This is a genomic window from Pantoea sp. S18 (genome assembly GCF_045689705.1).
In the GTDB taxonomy this organism is placed as follows: Bacteria; Pseudomonadota; Gammaproteobacteria; order Enterobacterales; family Enterobacteriaceae; genus Pantoea; species Pantoea symbiotica.
Genome location: NZ_CP142688.1, coordinates 3,100,953 through 3,114,359 on the forward strand (window position 1 = coordinate 3,100,953; position 13,407 = coordinate 3,114,359).

The following is a 13,407-nucleotide window of genomic DNA, read 5'->3' on the forward strand; positions in this document are numbered from 1 at the left end:
CCGGGCCAATTAAGAGAACTGCAGCGCAGCGTCCTGCGCCAGCGTCCAGCTCACCGCTTGTCCGGCATGCCAGGCTTCACGTGCGTGGCGATCCACCTGAATCGGCGTGGCCAACCCAATATCGATCATCAGCCGCTGCGATGCGCCCAAAAAGGTGCTGGCAACAATAAAACCCTGGCGCTGATAGCGATCATCGCTGGCCAGCAGCACATCTTCCGGACGGCAGAAACGCTGCGGATTGCCGCGCGTATCCACATCCACGCAGTTAATCGCGCCAACAAAATCGGCGACAAATTTTGATGCCGGATGCTGATAGATGTTCTGCGGCGTATCGATTTGCACCAAACGTCCCTGCTCCATCACCGCGATACGGTCGCCGAGCGCCATCGCTTCCTGCTGATCGTGCGTCACGTAGACTGCGGTGATCGCCAGCTTCTTCAGCAGCGCGCCGATCTCCAGACGCAGACGATCGCGCAGGCGTGCATCCAATGCCGCCAGCGGCTCATCAAACAGCAGCACTTTGGGCCGCGCAGCTAACGCGCGCGCCAGTGCCACACGCTGCTTCAGCCCGCCGGAGAGTTTGTCGATGCTACGCTGCGCCAGCGCGGTGAGATCCACCAGCGCCAGCATCTCCTGCACGCGCGCTTCGCGTTCGGCACGCGCCACGCCCTGCACTTTCAGGCCGTACGCCACGTTCTCGGCCACATTGAGATTCGGGAACAGCGCGTAGTTCTGGAACACCATGCCGACGTTGCGTTTTTCAATCGGCAACGCGGTAACGTTGCGATCGTCAAACCACACTTCGCCGCCGACGTCGCAGCTCTCCAGCCCACTGATAATGCGCAGCGTGGTGGTTTTGCCGCAGCCGGACGGCCCCAGCAGCACCAGCGTTTCGCCGGCATGAACGGTGAGATCGAGCGGTTGTAGCGCCTGATGATGATTAAAGTGACGTGCGCAGCCGCGCAGCGTCACGGTAACGGCCGCAGGATTCATGCTGCCTCCTTGTGTTGGCGCGAAACCGCGCGGTTAAGCCAGTGATTCACGGCATTGAGCATCAGCAGCAGCGGCAGAATCATCAGAATGAAAATCAGCGTGTAGGCGGATCCCACTTCCAGCCGCATCGAGGCGTAACTGTCGGCGAGGCCAACCGGCAAGGTTTTGGTCAGCGGCGTATGCAACATCCAGGTGATGTTGAATTCGCCCACCGACAGCGTGATCACCATAAAAGCACCGGCCAGAATGCCGTTGCGGCAGTTCGGCACCACCACGGTAAAGAAGCGTTGCCACAAGCTGGCACCAAGGCTGGCCGAGGCTTCTTCGAGGCGCGGCATATCTACTGCCTGCATCACCGCCAGCACCGGCCGCATCATAAACGGCAAGGTAAACAGCACGTGACCAATCAGGATAAACAGCCAGCTGTCGCGCAGGCCGGAAAACTGGCCGTAGAGCAGAATGATACCGAGCGCGGTCGCCAGACCGGGCAGCGCCACCGGTAGCATCAAACACTCTTCAATACGTGCCGCCCAGCGGCCCGGCGCTTTCAGCAATCCCCATGCGGCGGGCACGCCAATCACCAGCGTGAGCAACAGGCAGAACAGCGCGATCAGCAGCGACAGCCAGAAAGTATCGGCGTACATCTGCCAGACTTGCTCCACCCACTTCAGCGTGAGGCCGCTGCGCAGGCCGATAAAATAGTTATTGGTGACGCCCGCCAGCATCGACAGCACCACCGGCACGATCATAAACAGCGCGGTAATGGCGGTGATCAGCAGTTGCAGGCTAAACAGTCCACGACGTTTCATGATTGCACCTCCTTAGCCTGCGCCAGACGGCGCGCCAGCATAAGCGCCAGCCAGGCGAATCCGCCCATCAACACTGACAGCGCTGCGGCGGTGGCAAAGTTGGCGTAGTTGGTGAACTCGCCGTAAATGGTCAGCGGCAGCACCGCTAAATCGGTGCCGAGCGTAAAGGCGGTGCCAAAGGCGCCCATGCTGGTAGCGAAGCAAAGCGCGCCGGTAGAGAGCAGCGCCGGTTGCAGGCCGGGCACAATCACATCCCAGGTGATGCGCCACTGGCTGGCACCAAGCGAACGCGCCGCTTCTTCCAGCGAGCGATCGAGTTTTTCACTCGCCGCCACCAGCGTGACGATGGCACGCGGCAGCGAGAAATAGAGGTAACCGATAAACAGCCCCGCCAGCGAATAGGCCAGCGTCCAGCGCTCATGCACCAGGCTCATGCTGATTTGCGCCAGCAATCCCTGACGCCCGGCCAGCATCACCACCAGGAAACCTACCACCACACCGGGAAACGCCAGCGGGAAAGTCAGCAACGCCAGCAAGGTGCCGCGCCCGGTAAAGCGCTGGCGCGCCAGAAAGCAGCCGACGATAGCGGCAATCAGTAACGTCACCAGCGTCACCGCCAGCGACAGCAGCACGGTGTTCAGCAGGCTCAGCAGATAGTGCGGCTGGGTGATCACCGTCCAGTAACCGCTGTGCTGGGTGCTGCGGTCGTCCTGCATACCGATTTGCAACAAACGGGCAAACGGCAGCAGCCAGAAAGAGCAGAAGAACAGCAGCGCGGGCAGCGTCAGCCACAGCCAGCGGCTGCCCGGTTGCGTAGATATCTGGCGGCGCGAGGCCGCCAGGGTGTCAGCCATCGACATTAACGAATCTCGCTCAGGTATTTCGCCGAGAAGGCTTTCTGCGCATCGGCCATCTGCTGATAGTTCACGGTTTGCGCGCGCGCATAATCACTGTCTGGCAGGAAGAATTTCTTCGCCTCTGCGGACATCGCCGAGGTGCGCACCGGACGCAGGAAGGCATTGGCCCAAATCGCCTGACCTTTATCCGACAACACGTAGTCGATCACTTTCTTGCCGTTGTCTGCGTGCGGCGCGTTCTTCACCAGGCTGATGACGTACGGCACCGTAACCGTGCCTTCTTTCGGAATCACAAAGGCGACATTGGCGTGATCTTTATATTTGGCGCGATAGGCGTTGAAGTCGTAGTCGAGCAGGATTGGAATCTCACCGGAGATCAGGCGCGCGTAGGCGGTCTGCTTCGGTACGATTGGCTGATTAGCCTGCAATTTTTTGAACCACGTCAGCGCAGGCGTGAAGTCATTCATATTGCCGCCCTTCGCCTGGTTGACCGCCACGGCCGCCACGTAACCGACAAAAGCACTGGCTGGATCGAGGTAGCCGATCATCCCTTTGTATTCCGGCTTCAGCAGATCGTCCCAGGATTGCGGCACCGGCGCGCCGCCCAGCGCATCGACGTTAACCATAAAGCCCATGGTGCCGGAGTGCAGCGCCACCCATTTGCCATCGGGATCTTTCATTCCGGCTGGGATTTCGTCCCAATGCGCGGGCTTATAGGCGCTGATGACACCGGCGCTGTCCGCCTGGATGCCAAAACTGACACCGTAATAAACCACATCTGCCACCGGATTACCCTTCTCCGCCACCATTTGCGCCAGCGCCTGGCCGGAGTTTTTGTTGTCCTGCGGCACCTGAATCCCGGTGTCTTTGGCAATGGCGTTAAGCTGGGTTCCCCAATCCGCCCACTCGGGAGGACAGTTGTAGCAAATTGCCGTCTCAGCGGCCTGGGTGAAACTACTGAACAGCGAACCGGCGGTCAGTGCGAGCGCCCCGGCAATGATGGTGACTTTTTTCATAATGGTTCCCTGATGTTGGCAATTGAAGAAAAAGCGGTTGCGGGTGCAGCGATGCTTTCGCCGCTGCGCAACCGATGTGCCAGTACGCGGGTACCGCGGCTGGCTTGTTGTAACAGCATGTCGATGGCACCCGCGCCGAGCATGTCGGCGGGTTGCGTTACGCTCGCCAGCGACGGCGCGATTTGCTCGCCGATATCGATGCCATCAAAACCCATCACCGACAGCTGCTGCGGAATGCGCACACCGGCGCGCGCCGCCGCACCAATCAGGCTGATGGCGAGCAGATCGTTAGTGCAAATCACCGCGCTCAGCGGCGTGTCGCCTTGTAGCTGCGGCTGCAGCAGCGCGAAATCAGATTGGGTATGGCTGGGCATTTCAATCACCGGCAGCGCGTCGAGTCCGGCTTGTTGCATCGCATCGCAATAGCCCTGATAGCGCAGACGTGCGCGATCGGATTGCAGCATCGGCCCAGCCACCATGCCGATGTGGCGATGGCCGAGTTCAAGCAGATGTTGAGTGGCTTCTTGCATCGCCTGAAGGTTATCGACGCAAATGGCGGGCCAGTGGGTTTCCTGCGGCACGTTGTGCGTCAGGACAAACGGCATGCTGGCTTGATGCAGCGTATGCAGAATGGCGCTGTTATCGGCGTCGGCAACGGTAAGAACCAAACCGGCCACGCGCTGATTCAGCATGTGTTCCACAATCGCCGCTTCACGTTCTGGCTGATAATCGCTGGTTGCCACCAGCAGACCGTAACCGGCGGCACGCGCCTGCCGCTCCATCGCTTGCAGTTGGCGGGCGAAGATCGGATTGAGCAGCGACGGCAGCAGCACGCCGAAGGTGGTTGAACTCTGGGTACGCAGTTGGCGGGCAATGTGATTGGGGCGAAAGCCGAGCTGCTCGGAGGCGCTCAACACTTTTTCCAGCGTGTCAGCACGCAGCAGATGCGGATCAGAAAATGCGCGTGCAGCGGTGGCGCGAGAAACGCCAGCCAGTTTGGCCACGCTGATTAAATCGGACATATTCGCCTCGTAAAGTGCCAATGAGATCGATCTCATTGGCGCTTAAAGTAGCGGCGAACTGTGACAGCAACATCGCGGAGAAATGACAGCGAGATGACAGCAGCGTGAACTGCTGTCAGGCAGGAATTACAACATCAGGAAGGCATAACCTTCGTTTTGCAGCGACGCCACGGTGGTGCCGCTCGACAGCGTGTGGGTGACGCGCGTATCAATCCAGTCACGTTCCAGCTGATGGAAAGCCACCGACTGATCGCAAATGGTCACCTTCACGCCAGCTTTTCTCAGCTCATCAATCAGCTTCAGATTCGGGTTATCAGTGCCGTACGCTTTGCGAAACTGATCGTTGTTCAGCGCCGCAGGAACCGCATCGCTATTGATCGACACCACAAACTTCAGCTGATCGAGCGGTACGCCCGCCGCGTAATAGAGGTTAGTGACGCGCGCCACGCGCTCCAGCCCGAGGTTGGCCTGATGAATATCCCCTTCATTACGGTTGATCTGGAAGACGATTTTATTGCTCAATCCCGGCGTGGTTGCCGGATTGTAGTCGGGCACACTCACATAATGGATTTTGCCGTAGCCGTCGATCGCCGGCGTGCTCCAGAAGTCAGCCGGTTCGGTTTTCTTGTCGGCAAATTTATCGCTGACCTTGTCGACCAAATCGGGCAGTTGTAATACATTGCCGCCGACAAAACCTGCCAGGGCCGCAATAACGATATAGGATGCTGGACGCATTTCACTTCTCCTGTGCCTGAGATTTACATCTGTAAGAGTGCATAACCCTGATTTTCCAGCGTCGACACGGTGGTCGGGCTGGAGAGTGCATGAATCACCGATGGGTCAATCCACTCTTTCGGGAAGTGATGGAACGCCACCGACTGATCGCACACTGAAACTTTCACGCCCAACTTATTCAGCGCGCCAATCAGCGCCAGATTAGGGTTGTCCGCTTTGTAGAACTGCTGGAAATGCGCGTTATCCAGCATCGCAGGCGTGGCATCGCCGGTAACTGACACCACAAAGTGCAGGTCGTCGGCCGGTACGCCCGAAGCGATATAGAGATTCACCACGCGCGCGACACGTTCAAGACCAAGATTTGGCCGCGTCATCTCTCCTTCACTTTTGGTGATTTGAAACACCACTTTGTTGCTTAAACCAACCACCGGTTTGAAGGCGGCATCCGGCTCGTAATGGATTTTGCCGTAGCCGTCGACGGCCGGCGTGCTCCAAAAACCGTCGGGATCGGTAGGTTCGGCAGAAAAATGGCTGACAACACGCTGATATAAGTCATCACCTTTGCTCACGGTGGCGCCAACAAAGCCACCGACAATCGCGATAAGGGCGTATGAGACTACAGAACGCATAAAAACTCTCCGGCATGCACTGCGCGTCAATTCACAGTCCGTTTGAATAAAGTGCTTTATCTATACCACAGCGTGAGCATGGCAAAAGTCCTGTAGTGACGGGCTGTCCGGCTGAATGGTTGCGTGAAAAATAATTAGCAGGGTTAATTGAAAAAGGCTTTCGATTGACGCTTTGGCAGGAGTTAAGAAAAGAGTGGACGTGAAATTGTGACCATCATCCAGAAGGGATAAGTTTACGTGCGTTTAAAATCTGTCCAATAATTACTGTGCAAAATGCCCTTAACTCCATAATCACGATTAAAATCACTGATGGATAAAGCGGGCCAATAGCGCTGATTTGCCTCTTCTTTTCAGAGTAAACCTGGAAAAGTTCATGCCAGGCTCAATAATTTTGAGCAACTTTACGTAACTTTAACTTTTTCCGGTTAAGAAGCCTGTTTATCTCGCTGCAGCCTATTCAATTTTTTGCTGCAATTTCGTCGCGCTGTAACCATTTTTTCATTTATACCCCATCAAGCTTCGTCGTTTGCTTGTTGTCGCAGTCTGGTTAAGATAGAGCGCGTTACGCAAAGGGAAAATAGTGCAGAACATTTGAACCACTTACCTGTCCAATTTCGGGTGACTTTTACAGGATCAAGGCATGTTTAACCGGTTGAAAAAATCATTGCTGGCGGCCCTTATTCCTACGCTGCTGCTGACGCCTGCGCTGAGTGCGCGTGCTGACGTCAGTGATACGCTGCCCGACATGGGCACCACAGCAGGTTCAACGCTCTCTATTAATCAGGAACTGCAGATGGGCGACTTCTATGTGCGCCAGCTGCGCGCCAGTGCGCCTCTGATTAACGATCCGCTGTTGAATCAATACATTAATGAGCTCGGTCAGCGTCTGGTGGCGCATGCCAACTCGGTACGCACACCGTTCCACTTCTTTTTGATCCAAAACGATGAACTCAACGCCTTTGCCTTCTTTGGTGGCAACGTGGTGCTGCATTCGTCGCTGTTCCGCTACACCGATAACGAAAGCCAACTGGCGTCGGTGATGGCGCACGAAATCTCGCACGTCACGCAGCGCCATCTGGCGCGCGCCATGGAAGAGCAGCGACGCAATGCGCCGCTGACCTGGGTGGGCGCATTGGGGTCGATTCTGCTGGCGATGGCCAGTCCGCAAGCGGGCATGGCGGCCCTGACCGGTACGCTGGCAGGCGCGCAGCAAGGCATTATCAGCTTTACCCAGGGCAACGAACAGGAAGCCGACCGCATTGGTATTCAGGTGCTGCAGCGCGCTGGTTTCGATCCGCAAGCGATGCCGACTTTCCTGCAGAAGCTGGCGGATCAGAGCCGCTTCTCCTCCAAGCCACCGGAAATTTTGCTGACGCACCCGTTACCCGACAGCCGACTGGCCGATGCGCGTAACCGCGCCAACCAGATGCGTCCGGTGGTGGTGCAGTCGTCGCAGGATTTCTACATGGCGAAAGTGCGGTCGCTCGGTATGTACGCCACGGGCCGCAATCAGCTAACCGATGACCTGCTGAACGAATACGCCAAAGGCAACGTGCGCGAGCAGCAGGCGGCGCAGTACGGCAAAGCGGTGCAGTTCCTGCAGGCTAAAAGCTTTGATAGCGCCAAACGCGTGATCGCCCCGCTGCTGGCGAAGCAGCCGGATAATGTCTGGTTCCTCGATATCATGACCGACATCGACATCGGCCTGAATCAGCCGCAGCAGGCGATTGCCATGCTGACCAGCGCCAAAGGCAGCAGCACCAATCCGGTACTGCAACTGAACCTGGCTAACGCCTATGTCGAAGCAAAACAGCCAGCCAACGCCAGCCGCATCCTCAATCGTTACACCTTTGCACATCCAGACGATGTTAACGCCTTTGATCTGTTGGCGCAGGCGTCGGCGGCGCAGGGTTTGCGGGATGAAGAACTCTCGGCGCGCGCTGAAGGTTTGGCGCTGAATGGCCAGCTTGATCAGGCGATCTCCACCTTAAGCAGCGCCAGCGCGCAGGTGCCGCTCGGCAGCCTGAAACAGGCGCGCTATGACGCCCGCATCGATCAGTTCCGTGAATTGCAGAAGCGTTTTAAGGTGTATCAGAAAGGATAGATTTTGTAGGGTCGCCATTTATGGTGACCGCCGGTTTCAACAGTTCAAAGGAATGCCCAAACTATGGTCAGCATTTACCACAACCCGCGCTGCAGCAAGAGCCGCGAAACGCTGGCGCTGTTGCAGGAGAAAGGCATCGAGCCCGAAGTGGTGCTCTATCTTGAGACGCCGCCCGATGTGCCAACGCTACAGCGCCTGCTGCAACAGCTCGGCATGCACAGCGCGCGCGAACTGATGCGCCGCAAAGAGGATCTTTATAAAGAGCTGGCTTTAGACAATAGCGCGTTAAGCGAGGATCAGCTACTGCAGGCGATGGTGGATCATCCAAAACTGATCGAACGCCCAATCGTGATTAATGGTGAACAGGCGCGCATTGGTCGTCCGCCAGAAGCGGTGCTGGAGATTCTCTAAAGCTCCAGCGCTTCTTTAACAAAGGGAATGGTAAGTTTGCGTTGGGCGCTGATGGAGGCGCGATCGAGACGATCCAGCGTATCAAACAGCGTACGCATCTCACGGTCGAGGCGTTTCAGCAGGAAGCGCCCGACATCTTCCGGCAACTCAAAACCACGCAGTCCAGCGCGCAGCTGCATCGCCTGTAATTTGTCGTCATCCGAGAGCGGCTGCAAACGGTAAATCTGTCCCCAATCGAGGCGTGACGCCAAATCCGGTAAGCCGAGATTCAACTGACGCGGCGGTCGATCGCCGGTAATCAGCAAACGCGTTTTACCGATTTCCAGAATGCGGTTGTAGAGATCAAAGATCGCCATTTCCCACTCCGGATCGCCTGCAATACACTCGATATTATCGATACACACCAGCGCCAGATTCTCCATACCTTCCAGTACTTCCGGTACAAACCACGTGCGCTTATCCAGCGGCACATAGCCCACCGCTTCCCCGCGCGCCGAGAGTTCCGCACAGGCTGCGTGCAGCAGATGACTGCGGCCACCGCCTTCGCGCGACCAGAAATAGAGATAGCTACCGTGTTGCTGAGAGAGTGCGCCTTGCAGCGCCGCCAGCAGAGACGTGTTTTCCCCCGGCCAGAAACTGGCGAAGGTTTCATCATCGGGTAAATAGAGTGGCAATGAGAGCTGTGCCGGCGTGTTCAGAAGTACCTCAACGGATGAGCGGGCAGAAAACCGCGCAAGTTTATCACGATCTTTGCCGGAGATGAACCGGGCTTCCCTGCCCGGCTTGCAGCCTTAACTTTCGCGCTTCTCTTCAGCGTCCAGCACCACTTCTTCCGGACGTAATACGCTGATTAAACGGAAGATCAAAGCCAGGCCGACACCAACGATGGTCGCCAGCGCCATGCCTTTCAGCTCGGCCGCGCCGATATGCACTTTGGCACCGCTCACGCCGATGATCAGGATTACCGAGGTCAGGATCAGGTTCTGCGCTTTGTTGTAATCCACTTTAGATTCGATCAACACACGAATACCGGACGCGCCGATCACGCCGTAAAGCAGCAGCGAAACGCCGCCCATCACCGGCACGGGAACCGCCTGAATCGCCGCCGCCAGTTTGCCGACGCACGAGAGCAGAATGGCAAAGATCGCCGCGCCGCCAATTACCCAGGTGCTGTAGACGCGGGTAATCGCCATCACGCCGATGTTCTCGCCGTAAGTGGTGTTCGGCGTGGAACCGAAGAAGCCGGAGATCATGGTGGATAGCCCGTTGGCGAACATCGAGCGGTGCAGGCCCGGATCGCGGATCAGATCTTTCTTCACGATGTTGGCGGTGACCACTAAGTGACCTACGTGCTCGGCAATCACCACCAGCGCGGCCGGTAGAATGGTCAACATCGCCACCCACTCAAAACGCGGCGTGTAGAAGGTTGGCAGCGCAAACCACGGCGCATTTTCCACCGCAGTCCAGTCCACAATCCCCATCATGTAAGAGAGCGCATAGCCGACCAACACGCCGACTAAAATCGGGATGATGGCGAGGAAACCACGGAATAGCACCGAACCAAACACGGTCACCGCCAGCGTCACCATCGAGATGATCACGGTTTTGCTGTCTGGCGATGTGCCGTCAGCGGGCAGCAAGCCGGCCATATTCGCCGCCACGCCCGCCAGTTCCAGACCGATAACCGCAACAATCGCGCCCATCGCCGCCGGTGGGAACATTACATCAAGCCAGCCGGTTCCGGCTTTCTTGACGATCAGCGCCACAATGCAGAACAGCAAACCGCAGAGAATAAAGCCGCCCAGCGCCACTTCGTAACCCAGCGGCAACAGCAGCAGCACCGGTGAAATAAAGGCAAAGCTCGAACCGAGATAAGCCGGGATTTTGCCTTTACAGATAAACAGATAGAGCAGTGTTCCAACGCCGTTAAACAGCAACACCGTAGCCGGGTTGATGTGGAACAGAATCGGCACCAGCACGGTTGCGCCAAACATGGCGAACAGATGCTGCAAGCTGAGTGGAATGGTTTGTAAGAGCGGTGGGCGTTCGCTAACGCCGATTGCACGACGAGTCATTATTATCCCCTATCCTCTTCGTTCTTCGAGCCATGGCTGCGTTGGCTGCTCTCGTTCACCCGAATCACTTACCTAAGTAAGCTCATCGGGATGAACTCGTTTGCCGCCTTGCCCTGGCTCGAATAACTCGAGGATGACAATGTTGTGTTTTTGCCAAAAAAAAGCCGACTCTCTGGCCGGCTGGTTTCTTTTATTTGGTTCCGAAAATCTTGTCCCCGGCATCGCCGAGTCCAGGAATGATGTAGCCCTTCTCGTTCAATCCCTGATCGATAGATGCGGTGTAAAGCTCCACATCCGGATGCGCTTTCTCCAGCGCGGCAATACCTTCAGGTGCGGCCACCAGCACCAGCACTTTAATGCTGGTACAACCGGCTTTCTTCAGCAGATCGATAGTAGCGATCATTGAACCACCGGTTGCCAGCATCGGGTCGACCACCAGCGCCAGGCGCTCTTCAATGTTCGACACCAGCTTCTGGAAATACGGCACCGGCTCCAGCGTCTCTTCATCACGATACACGCCAACCACGCTGATGCGCGCGCTTGGCACGTGCTCGAGCACCCCTTCCATCATGCCGAGGCCAGCACGCAGAATCGGAACTACAGTGATTTTTTTACCTTTGATCTGATCGATTTCAACCGGACCATTCCAGCCTTCAATCGTGACGCGCTCGGTTTCCAGATCGGCGGTGGCTTCATAGGTCAGCAAGCTGCCCACTTCCGAGGCCAGCTCGCGGAAACGCTTGGTGCTGATATCATGCTCACGCATCAGGCCCAGTTTATGTTTGACCAGCGGGTGTTTGACTTCCACGATCTTCATGATTGTTCTCCCGGAATTGAGTTGAGCTAAAAAAAATCGCCGGATTATACCGCCTTTTCGCCGCTGCGCCACATGTCATCGGTCAATAGCCTGCGTCATCTAAGGATTGGCGAAAATCTGAGGCGATGCAAAGGCAGCATGAGATGGGACTCGCAAACGTTTGCCTGCGCTGTTAGAATTGCCGCGCTTAATTTTTGCCACCAACCGCAACTCGCGTGGGGATTCCGCAGTGACCGACAAAACCTCTCTCAGCTACAAAGACGCCGGTGTTGATATCGATGCTGGTAACGATCTGGTTGACCGTATTAAAGGCGTAGTGAAAAAAACCCGCCGCCCGGAAGTCATGGGTGGATTGGGCGGATTCGGCGCGCTCTGTGCGCTGCCGCAGAAGTACCGCGAGCCTGTGCTGGTCTCCGGAACCGATGGCGTCGGCACCAAGCTGCGTCTGGCGATGGATCTCAAACGCCATGACAGCATCGGCATCGATCTGGTCGCAATGTGTGTTAACGACCTGATTGTGCAGGGTGCTGAGCCGCTGTTCTTCCTCGATTATTACGCGACCGGCAAGCTGGATGTGGATACCGCTTCATCGGTAATCACCGGCATCGCCGAAGGTTGCTTGCAGTCGGGTTGTGCGCTGGTCGGCGGTGAGACCGCTGAAATGCCAGGCATGTACCACGGCGAAGATTACGACGTGGCGGGTTTCTGCGTCGGCGTGGTGGAAAAATCAGAAATCATTGACGGTTCGAAAGTGCAGGACGGCGACGTGCTGATTGCGCTGGGTTCCAGCGGCCCACACTCGAACGGTTATTCTCTGGTGCGCAAGATTCTTGAAGTCAGCCAGACCGATCCGGCCACCAAACAGCTGGATGGCAAATCACTGGCCGATCACCTGCTGGCGCCAACCCGCATCTATGTGAAAAACATCCTTAGCCTGATCGAACAGGTTGATGTGCATGCGATTTCGCATCTGACCGGCGGCGGCTTCTGGGAAAACATCCCGCGCGTTCTGCCAGACAACACCCAGGCGGTGCTGGAAGAGAGCAGCTGGCAGTGGCCGTCTGTGTTCAGCTGGTTGCAGCAGGCGGGCAACGTTAGCCGTCACGAAATGTACCGCACCTTTAACTGCGGCGTGGGCATGGTGATTGCGCTGAGCCCGGCAGAAGCCGATAAAGCGGTACAGCTGATGACCGACGCGGGCGAAAAAGCGTGGAAAATCGGTGTGATTAAAGCGTCTGATTCTGAAGAGCGTGTGGTTATCAATCCATGAAAAAACTGGTTGTACTGATCTCCGGCAACGGAAGCAATCTTCAGTCCATCCTCGACGCCTGCGCAAGCGGGCGTATCAACGGCAGCGTCGCTGCCGTTTTCAGTAATAAAGCCAGCGCCTATGGTTTAACGCGCGCGCAGGAAGCCAATGTCCCGCCGCATGCGTTAGCTGCCAGTGATTTTGCCGACCGCGAAGCCTTTGATCGCCAGTTAATGCAGGAGATTGATGCTTACGCGCCGGATCTGGTGGTGCTGGCCGGTTATATGCGCATCCTGAGCAGCGCTTTTGTCGCGCACTATCACGATCGTCTGGTGAATATTCATCCGTCGTTATTGCCGAAATATCCGGGCTTGCACACGCATCGTCAGGCGCTGGAAAACGGCGACGAAGAGCATGGCACTTCAGTGCATTTTGTCACTGATGAGCTTGATGGCGGACCGATTATTTTGCAGGCGCGCGTGCCGGTGTTTGCTGGCGACAGCGAAGACGAAATCAGCGCGCGCGTGCAGCATCAGGAACATGCGATCTATCCGCTGGTGATCAGCTGGTTTGTTGATGGGCGTTTACAGATGCGTGAGGGTAAAGCGTGGCTGGATGGTCAGCCGTTGCCACCTGAAGGTCATGCCAACGAATAAACGTAAGGTCGCCATTCATGGCGACCTTCATCAC

At 56.8% G+C, this 13,407-nt stretch carries 14 protein-coding genes; 4 read left to right on the plus strand and 10 right to left on the minus strand.

Features of this window, described 5'->3' with window-relative positions; genetic code table 11:
- Positions 1-9: 9 nt before the first annotated feature.
- From VIJ98_RS14335 to VIJ98_RS14365, 7 genes are all read right to left on the minus strand, one after another.
- Complete coding sequence (locus VIJ98_RS14335; protein WP_323274601.1) at positions 10-993, minus strand: ABC transporter ATP-binding protein; 984 nt, start codon at positions 991-993, stop codon at positions 10-12.
- Positions 990-1,802 (minus strand): ABC transporter permease subunit, encoded by an 813-nt coding sequence (locus VIJ98_RS14340; protein WP_323274603.1) that lies wholly within the window; start codon positions 1,800-1,802, stop codon positions 990-992. Before VIJ98_RS14340 ends, VIJ98_RS14335 begins: the two co-directional genes overlap by 4 nt.
- Positions 1,799-2,662 carry an ABC transporter permease gene (locus VIJ98_RS14345; protein WP_323274605.1) on the minus strand — a complete coding sequence of 288 codons (864 nt, stop codon included), beginning with the start codon at positions 2,660-2,662 and terminating at the stop codon, positions 1,799-1,801. The genes VIJ98_RS14340 and VIJ98_RS14345 overlap by 4 nt, the downstream gene beginning before the upstream one ends.
- Positions 2,662-3,675 (minus strand): ABC transporter substrate-binding protein, encoded by a 1,014-nt coding sequence (locus VIJ98_RS14350; protein ID WP_323274607.1) that lies wholly within the window; start codon positions 3,673-3,675, stop codon positions 2,662-2,664. Before VIJ98_RS14350 ends, VIJ98_RS14345 begins: the two co-directional genes overlap by 1 nt.
- A complete protein-coding gene (locus tag VIJ98_RS14355; protein WP_323274609.1) occupies positions 3,672-4,697 on the minus strand; it encodes a substrate-binding domain-containing protein in 1,026 nt (341 codons plus the stop codon). The genes VIJ98_RS14350 and VIJ98_RS14355 overlap by 4 nt, the downstream gene beginning before the upstream one ends.
- 126 nt (positions 4,698-4,823) lie before the next feature.
- Positions 4,824-5,432: a DsrE family protein gene (locus VIJ98_RS14360; protein ID WP_008108337.1), complete on the minus strand. Its 609-nt coding sequence runs from the start codon at positions 5,430-5,432 to the stop codon at positions 4,824-4,826.
- Positions 5,433-5,455: 23 nt separating this feature from the next.
- On the minus strand, positions 5,456-6,061 hold the full coding sequence (locus tag VIJ98_RS14365; RefSeq protein ID WP_008108336.1) for a DsrE family protein: 606 nt from the start codon (positions 6,059-6,061) through the stop codon (positions 5,456-5,458).
- A 640-nt stretch (positions 6,062-6,701) separates the two neighbouring features.
- Between VIJ98_RS14365 and VIJ98_RS14370 the strand changes: the two genes are divergently transcribed.
- Together VIJ98_RS14370 and arsC are read left to right on the plus strand one after the other, a co-directional pair.
- Positions 6,702-8,165, plus strand: a complete 1,464-nt coding sequence (locus VIJ98_RS14370; RefSeq protein WP_061717947.1) for a M48 family metallopeptidase — start codon at positions 6,702-6,704, stop codon at positions 8,163-8,165.
- Between the two features lie 63 nt (positions 8,166-8,228).
- Positions 8,229-8,576: an arsenate reductase (glutaredoxin) gene (gene arsC / locus VIJ98_RS14375; RefSeq protein WP_323274613.1), complete on the plus strand. Its 348-nt coding sequence runs from the start codon at positions 8,229-8,231 to the stop codon at positions 8,574-8,576.
- On the opposite strand, the gene hda is transcribed toward arsC, so the two are convergent.
- The 3 genes from hda to upp all read right to left on the minus strand — a co-directional run bounded on the left by hda (position 8,573) and on the right by upp (position 11,468).
- Entirely contained in the window at positions 8,573-9,274 is a 702-nt protein-coding gene (gene hda / locus VIJ98_RS14380) for a DnaA inactivator Hda (RefSeq protein WP_036649513.1), read from the minus strand. The genes arsC and hda overlap by 4 nt on opposite strands.
- A 93-nt stretch (positions 9,275-9,367) precedes the next feature.
- Positions 9,368-10,651, minus strand: coding sequence for a uracil permease (gene uraA / locus VIJ98_RS14385; protein ID WP_154181602.1), 1,284 nt, complete (start codon positions 10,649-10,651; stop codon positions 9,368-9,370).
- Positions 10,652-10,841: 190 nt separating this feature from the next.
- Positions 10,842-11,468: a uracil phosphoribosyltransferase gene (upp, locus tag VIJ98_RS14390; protein WP_008108331.1), complete on the minus strand. Its 627-nt coding sequence runs from the start codon at positions 11,466-11,468 to the stop codon at positions 10,842-10,844.
- A 229-nt stretch (positions 11,469-11,697) separates the two neighbouring features.
- Between upp and purM the strand changes: the two genes are divergently transcribed.
- Together purM and purN are read left to right on the plus strand one after the other, a co-directional pair.
- Positions 11,698-12,738 carry a phosphoribosylformylglycinamidine cyclo-ligase gene (purM, locus tag VIJ98_RS14395; protein WP_008108330.1) on the plus strand — a complete coding sequence of 347 codons (1,041 nt, stop codon included), beginning with the start codon at positions 11,698-11,700 and terminating at the stop codon, positions 12,736-12,738.
- Complete coding sequence (gene purN, locus VIJ98_RS14400) at positions 12,735-13,373, plus strand: phosphoribosylglycinamide formyltransferase (RefSeq protein WP_154190476.1); 639 nt, start codon at positions 12,735-12,737, stop codon at positions 13,371-13,373. The genes purM and purN overlap by 4 nt, the downstream gene beginning before the upstream one ends.
- The last annotated feature ends 34 nt before the right edge of the window (positions 13,374-13,407 follow it).

Excerpts from the sequence above, each read along its gene's own strand:
- VIJ98_RS14370 (WP_061717947.1), top strand. The coding sequence starts at position 6,702 with ATGTTTAACCGGTTGAAAAAATCATTGCTGGCGGCCCTTATTCCTACG.
- VIJ98_RS14335 (WP_323274601.1), bottom strand. The coding sequence starts at position 993 with ATGAATCCTGCGGCCGTTACCGTGACGCTGCGCGGCTGCGCACGTCAC.
- upp (WP_008108331.1), bottom strand. The coding sequence starts at position 11,468 with ATGAAGATCGTGGAAGTCAAACACCCGCTGGTCAAACATAAACTGGGC.
- uraA (WP_154181602.1), bottom strand. The coding sequence starts at position 10,651 with ATGACTCGTCGTGCAATCGGCGTTAGCGAACGCCCACCGCTCTTACAA.
- VIJ98_RS14350 (WP_323274607.1), bottom strand. The coding sequence starts at position 3,675 with ATGAAAAAAGTCACCATCATTGCCGGGGCGCTCGCACTGACCGCCGGT.
- VIJ98_RS14345 (WP_323274605.1), bottom strand. The coding sequence starts at position 2,662 with ATGTCGATGGCTGACACCCTGGCGGCCTCGCGCCGCCAGATATCTACG.
- VIJ98_RS14365 (WP_008108336.1), bottom strand. The coding sequence starts at position 6,061 with ATGCGTTCTGTAGTCTCATACGCCCTTATCGCGATTGTCGGTGGCTTT.
- purN (WP_154190476.1), top strand. The coding sequence starts at position 12,735 with ATGAAAAAACTGGTTGTACTGATCTCCGGCAACGGAAGCAATCTTCAG.
- arsC (WP_323274613.1), top strand. The coding sequence starts at position 8,229 with ATGGTCAGCATTTACCACAACCCGCGCTGCAGCAAGAGCCGCGAAACG.
- VIJ98_RS14355 (WP_323274609.1), bottom strand. The coding sequence starts at position 4,697 with ATGTCCGATTTAATCAGCGTGGCCAAACTGGCTGGCGTTTCTCGCGCC.
- VIJ98_RS14340 (WP_323274603.1), bottom strand. The coding sequence starts at position 1,802 with ATGAAACGTCGTGGACTGTTTAGCCTGCAACTGCTGATCACCGCCATT.
- VIJ98_RS14360 (WP_008108337.1), bottom strand. The coding sequence starts at position 5,432 with ATGCGTCCAGCATCCTATATCGTTATTGCGGCCCTGGCAGGTTTTGTC.